The organism is Atribacterota bacterium (genome assembly GCA_028703475.1).
GTDB lineage: Bacteria > Atribacterota > Phoenicimicrobiia > Phoenicimicrobiales > Stramentimicrobiaceae > JAQVMU01.
Map to the genome: position 1 here is coordinate 30,104 of JAQVMU010000008.1, position 6,268 is coordinate 36,371.

A 6,268-nucleotide genomic window follows, 5' to 3' on the forward strand; every position below is an offset into this window, starting at 1 on the left:
ATTTCTTCAAGCCATTTATACCACTCCTGCATTCCTTCATTATTCAAACAGGATATTTCAAAAATCTTCATATCAGGCCTAATATTTAATGCTTCGGTTTTTAAGCGTTCAAGGTTAAATGATATATATGGCAACAGATCCATCTTGTTAATCAGTAAAGCATCACATTTTCTAAATATTACCGGGTATTTAATTACCTTATCGTCTCCTTCGGGGATACTAACCAAATTTACCCGATAATTTTCACCCAGATCAAAACCGGCCGGACATACCAGATTACCAACATTTTCAATAAAAAATAAATCAATCTTACTAAAATCAAATGCGGATAAAGCCTTATTTACCATATTGGCATCCAGATGGCATGCTCCATCAGTATTAATTTGAGCTACCTGAACTTCATGTTTAGCAATACGCTGTGCATCACGATCTGTCTGCAAATCTCCTTCTAATACTGCGATATTAATTTTTTTGCCCAGCTCCTCGATTGTTTTCTCCAGTACACTTGTCTTTCCGGAGCCTGGAGAACTCATCATGTTGATTACCGGGATATTGTATTTTTTAAACAGTTGCCTGTTATTTAAAGCCATGTCTTCATTACTTTTCATAATATTTGAAAATACTTTTATCTTTGTCAACACTATTTCCTCCGAATTTGAATATATTTGTTTCTTTATAAATTATAATTATCTCTTGTTTTTTTTCTATTCATAAAAAATTTTTCAGCAATAAGTAATGCTGCATAATCATCATAAGGACAAGGAGGAACAAGAAAGGATAAAGGCAGAAATTTTGATAAACCTGTAGGAGGATTATAGTTATAATAACGTTTTCTAGCCTGCATAGTAGTATTTTTTTCAGATACTTCAGTTATTGCAATATTATTAAAATTTTCAATAATCCATTTTTTTATTTCATCCGAATATGTTCCACTGCCAATTAAAAGATTATTTATGTTATACTTTTTTAATAAAGGTCCTACTTTTTGAATAAGTTCTTTGTTATCAACAACCTCACCAAAAATAAATTTTAATTTACTGTTGACAACAGCAATTCCACATTTCTTTCTCCCCGGATCTATTGCTAATACAGTTTTTACCATCATAAATCCTATTTGTATTTAATATATAATTATATCATTTGTGTCCAGAGAAAATTTTATTAAATATTATTAGAGTATAATACGCTCGGGATGAGAATATATATTCATCCTTTCATTACGAGCAAAACCAATAAGCGTTATATTATTACGATGCGCCATATTTATAGCGCAATCTGTAACCGCAGATCGTGAAATTACAATAGAAATCCCCGTTTGAATTATTTTTTTGATAATCCCGGAAGTTATCCGGCATGAGGTAAGTATTATCTTATCACTGGTATTAATGTCTTTCAGTAATGATTCTCCTAAGATCCTATCTATTGTATTGTAACGACTAATATCCTCAGCAAACAATAATATTATTCCATTTCTGTTAGCTAATCCACAACTATGAACACTACCACTTTCCTTAAAAAATACAGCCTTGTTCTGCATTTCAGCCATCAGGGTAAAAACAATTGAATGCTTTAATACAAGACTATCTAACATATCAGTGTTCTTAATACTTAGCTTTTTGACTTGGTGTTTTGAGTTAATTTCTGATGAAAGATAGTTAATATATTCCGCAGATAAAATGCTATTCTTTGTAATTATATTAACAGAATTATGGTTTGTCTCAATTAATAAGATATCCTCTTTACTTGCCAAAATACCTGTAGAAAACAAGAATCCGGCTCCTAAAAATTTATAATTACCAGGGCTGCAATATAATCTTATTATCTTTTTTTGATTTACATAGATACTTAACTCTATTTCCCGGGCAATTATATCTGTTGTCTCTTCTTTATTACCTTGCCTAATTCTAACAATATTCTTTTTTACTCCCTTATCTTCCGATAACAATTATTCTCTTCTCCTTTTTCGACTCAATTCCTCTGCTCTATTAAAATCACTCTTATAGTTAATGTTAAAGAAAGAATGTAACTTCGGGTCAAATCTTTTTATTTCCCTTTCATTAATAAGGCGTATCTTCAAAAAAGGAAATATGCGCCTTACAGATAATTCATTATTTTTTATATTATTTTCCATTACTTTCAGGCAATTTTTACTGTATATTGCACATAGTGGTTCAAGTAACCCCTGGCTATGAGTGGGAATAACTGCATCATGATTATCGATATTTTCTGCCATATAATGTATTAAATTAGACTTAATAAATGGCATATCATAACCAATTATAAGACTATAAAAAGTCTTTGAATAGTGTAAACCTGAAAATATTCCTCCTAAGGGACCTTTTTGTGGGTAAATATCTTCTACAACTCTGTTGTAATCAGGGAATCTTTTTTTAGGACCAACGAGAAGAAGGTCTTTTTCTGAAAATAAACCGGATGAAAGAATATTAGAGACTACTCTATCTATTAAATTAACACCCAATAATTTCATTTTTCCCTTATCTTTATTTAAACCAATTCTACTACTTTTCCCACCAGCCAATATTATTATAGTGATAGGAGTAAATTTTTCTTTATCCATTAATTTCTGCTCATTTTAGAAAAAATAATCTTTAAAATAAATCCAGGAAGAGGGATTATATCTTTATTTATCAAGACATAACCCCTCTTTAATATCATAAATTGATATATTTTCTTTATATATTATTCTTTTCTTAAATATACATACCAATATAAAGTTGCTACAAAAAATGCTCCACCGATTATATTACCAATTGTCACAGGGACCAAATTGTTCAAAATAAAACTTCCCCAGGTCAAATTAGCTATCTTATCAGTCAAACCTGCTGCGGCAACAACTGCAGCATTTCCTTTAAGCATAATACCCATAGGTACAAAATACATATTAGCAATGCTATGCTCAAAACCACTAGCGACAAATGCCATAATCGGGAAATAAATAGCTAATATCTTTCCTGCAACATCTTTTGCTGCAACTGCAAGCCAAACAGCAAGACATACTAACCAGTTACACACAATCCCTCTTGCTAAAGCTGCTCCCCAACTAAGATTGACTTTTCCACTGGCAATTGATAATGCCTTTGCACCTACTGCAAAATCCCCTGTTTTCCAAAGTTGTGTTGCGTACATTATCCAGACCAGTAAAATGGAGCCAATAAAATTAGCTACATAAATCCAGAACCAGCTGTTTAATAATTTTCCTGTTGACACATTCCCGTTTAAAGTTCCTACCACTATTAAATTATTTCCCGTAAACAGCTCTGCTCCAGCTATTACGACTAACATCAGTCCTACTGAAAATACACTACCAAATAAGATTTTAGAGATTCCATCACCTATATAACTCGCAGAATCATAGGTAACCATTGTAGCAAGCTGTGCACCAAAACCTATATATGCACCAGCTAAAATACCAAGAATAATCATTTTCATCCACGGTAAATCTGCCTTATTTTTTCCAATACCGCAAAATGCATTTGCGACTGCTGCTGGTGCATTACATGGAGCAGTAATATTTTCTACCTTTTGTATTGTTTCTTTCTCTGCGCTCAATTTAATTTCCTCCTTAATAATATTTGCATAATTATTCTGTTCTTTAAGATATTTTCTTTAATTTAACAGCACATACTTTGTATTCTGGTATTTTGGAAACTGGGTCAAGTGCGGCATTTGTTAATAGATTTGCTGCAGCTTCATGAAAATGGAAACTCATAAATACTACACCATTATCTGATTTTTCAGTTATTTTAACCTTTGCCTTAATCTTTCCTCTTCGTGAAGCAACTTCTACCATTTCTCCATCTTCTATGTTCAATTCTTCAGCATCATTAGGACTAATCTCGACTAATGCTTCTTTGTATACTTCATTTAGTCCTTTGGACTTACGGGAAACTGTTCCAGTATGGAAGTGATACAATACACGTCCGGTAGTAAATATTAAAGGATATTCTTCATCTGGAAGTTCTGCAGCATCCCTGTATTCTACTGCGAAGAACTTTCCTTTACCTCTGCTGAATTTTCCTTGATGCAGGAACTTTGTTCCCGGATGGTTAACATCAGGACAAGGCCATTGTAATCCTTCTTTGTCCAGTCTATGATAGAGCATTCCTCCATAAATAGGTGTTAACCGGGCAATTTCTTCCATAATTTCAGCAGGACTGTTATAGCTCATTTCATATCCCATTTTTTGTGATAGATCACAGATTATCTGCCATTCTGGTTTTGCTTCCCCGACCGTTTCAACTGCCTTATGGAACCTTTGTACTCTTCTCTCGGTATTAGTAATAGTACCGTCTTTTTCGGCAAAACTCACACCTGGCAAGACTACATCAGCCATTTCAGCTGTTTCGGTCATAAACATGTCCGATACAACTAAAAATTCAGTCTTTTTTAATGCTTCACGGGCATGGTTTAAATCAGGATCTGACATAGCCGGATTTTCTGCCATAACAAAGATTCCTTTTATCTTTCCATCATGAGCTGCATTAAGGATTTCAACTACTGTCAATCCTACTTTATCAGATAACTCTGCACCCCATGCTTTTGAAAACTTCTCTTGGACTTCAGTATTTGTTACAGCTTGATAACCTGAATAAACATTGGGTAAAGCACCCATATCGCAGGCTCCCTGTACATTACTCTGCCCTCTTAACGGGTTTACTCCAGAACTTTCTTTCCCAACATTTCCGGTTAACATGGCTATATTTGCAGTTGAAAGAACATTGTCTGTACCGCTTGTATGTTGTGTAATTCCCATGGAATAAATTAAAGAAGTGTTAGGACCCTCTGCATAAATCCTTGCTGCTTTTTTAATATCTTCAGCTGGTACTCCCGTAATTTTTTCCACTATTTCCGGTGTGTATTTCAGAACAACTTCTTTTAACTTATCGTAATCTTCAGTTCTTTCTTTGATAAATTCTTTGTTTTCTAATCCTTCATTAATAATTACATTCATTAAACCATTAAATAGGGCTACATCTGTCCCAGGCTTATGTCTTAACCAAAGTGTAGCGTATTTGGTTAATTCAATTTCCCTTGGATCAGCTACAATTAATTTTGCGCCATTCTTAGTTACTGCCTTCTTTATTTCCAGTGCAATAATAGGATGATTTTCAGTAGTATTGGAACCAGTTACATAAATAACGGAAGCATTGGCAAGTTCTTTAATAGAATTAGTCATTGCACCGCTACCAAATGCCTGTGCTAAGCCTGCAACAGTTGCTGAATGGCAAAGCCTGGCACAATGATCAACATTATTGGTTCCCAATACAGCTCTTCCAAATTTCATCAATAAATAATTTTCTTCATTTGTACATTTAGCAGAAGATAAGACGGCTAAGCTATCACTACCATGCTCTGCCTTTATCTTGCCAAATTTATCACTTATAAGATCAAGAGCCTCTTCCCAGGAAACCGGCTCTAATTTTCCATTCTTTCTGATTAAAGGAGTTTTCAACCTATCGTCTCTATGTATATAATCATTACCAAAACGTCCTTTTACACAAAGATTGATTCCATTAACAACACTATCAGGATTAGAAGTCACTTTAACTACTTTTCCATCTTTAATGTTCAAATCAAACCCACAACCACATCCACAGTAATTACAGGTAGTGTGAACTTTCTCAAATTCCCATGCCCTGCCTTTTCCTATGGATGCTTTATCTGTTAAAGCCCCAACAGGACATACAGCCACACATTGTCCACATGAAACACATTGAGAATAATCAGGATTATCATCAGAGCCAATTGCTATATTTGTTTCATGGCCTAATTTATTGCCTAAACCAGCAATAATCTCAGTTTTTTTACCTCTAAATCCTATTCCTATAGCTTTGGATTGTTGGATTTCATTGCAAACCTCAACACATCTCCGACAAAGAATACACTTGTTTAAATCTCTCAATATAAAGGGATTGCTTTCGTCTAATGGTAAATCTTTTTCACTTCTGCCGTATCTGGATTCTTTTATACCTAATTCGTACGCTAAATCCTGCAAATCACATTCACCATTTTTCTCACAAGTCATACAGTCAAGGGGATGAGTGGTCAGTAATAATTCCAATACTGCCTTTCGGGCTTTTATTACCCTTTCATTTTGGGTATGGATTACCATGCCATCTCGAACCGGATATACACAGGAAGCAGCTAAACAAGGCATTCCTTCTACTTCCACAACACACATGCGGCAAGAACCGGGATAATGATTGATTTCAGGCATAGCACAAAGTGTCGGAATTTTTATTCCTGC

6 protein-coding genes are annotated in these 6,268 nt (G+C 34.1%); all 6 read right to left on the reverse strand.

Annotated elements, in window-relative coordinates; genetic code table 11:
* On the reverse strand, positions 1-641 hold a 641-nt coding region (hypB, locus tag PHQ99_02070), incomplete at its 3' end, for a hydrogenase nickel incorporation protein HypB (protein ID MDD4288363.1).
* A gap of 32 nt (positions 642-673) precedes the next feature.
* Positions 674-1,105, reverse strand: coding sequence for a pre-16S rRNA-processing nuclease YqgF (locus tag PHQ99_02075; protein ID MDD4288364.1), 432 nt, complete (start codon positions 1,103-1,105; stop codon positions 674-676).
* 66 nt (positions 1,106-1,171) lie between these two features.
* A complete protein-coding gene (gene fdhD, locus PHQ99_02080; GenBank protein ID MDD4288365.1) occupies positions 1,172-1,945 on the reverse strand; it encodes a formate dehydrogenase accessory sulfurtransferase FdhD in 774 nt (257 codons plus the stop codon).
* A complete protein-coding gene (locus PHQ99_02085; protein MDD4288366.1) occupies positions 1,946-2,578 on the reverse strand; it encodes a molybdenum cofactor guanylyltransferase in 633 nt (210 codons plus the stop codon). It lies immediately after the preceding gene.
* Between the two features lie 122 nt (positions 2,579-2,700).
* Positions 2,701-3,570, reverse strand: a complete 870-nt coding sequence (locus tag PHQ99_02090; protein MDD4288367.1) for a formate/nitrite transporter family protein — start codon at positions 3,568-3,570, stop codon at positions 2,701-2,703.
* A 43-nt stretch (positions 3,571-3,613) separates the two neighbouring features.
* On the reverse strand, positions 3,614-6,268 hold a 2,655-nt coding region (gene fdhF, locus PHQ99_02095; GenBank protein ID MDD4288368.1), incomplete at its 5' end, for a formate dehydrogenase subunit alpha.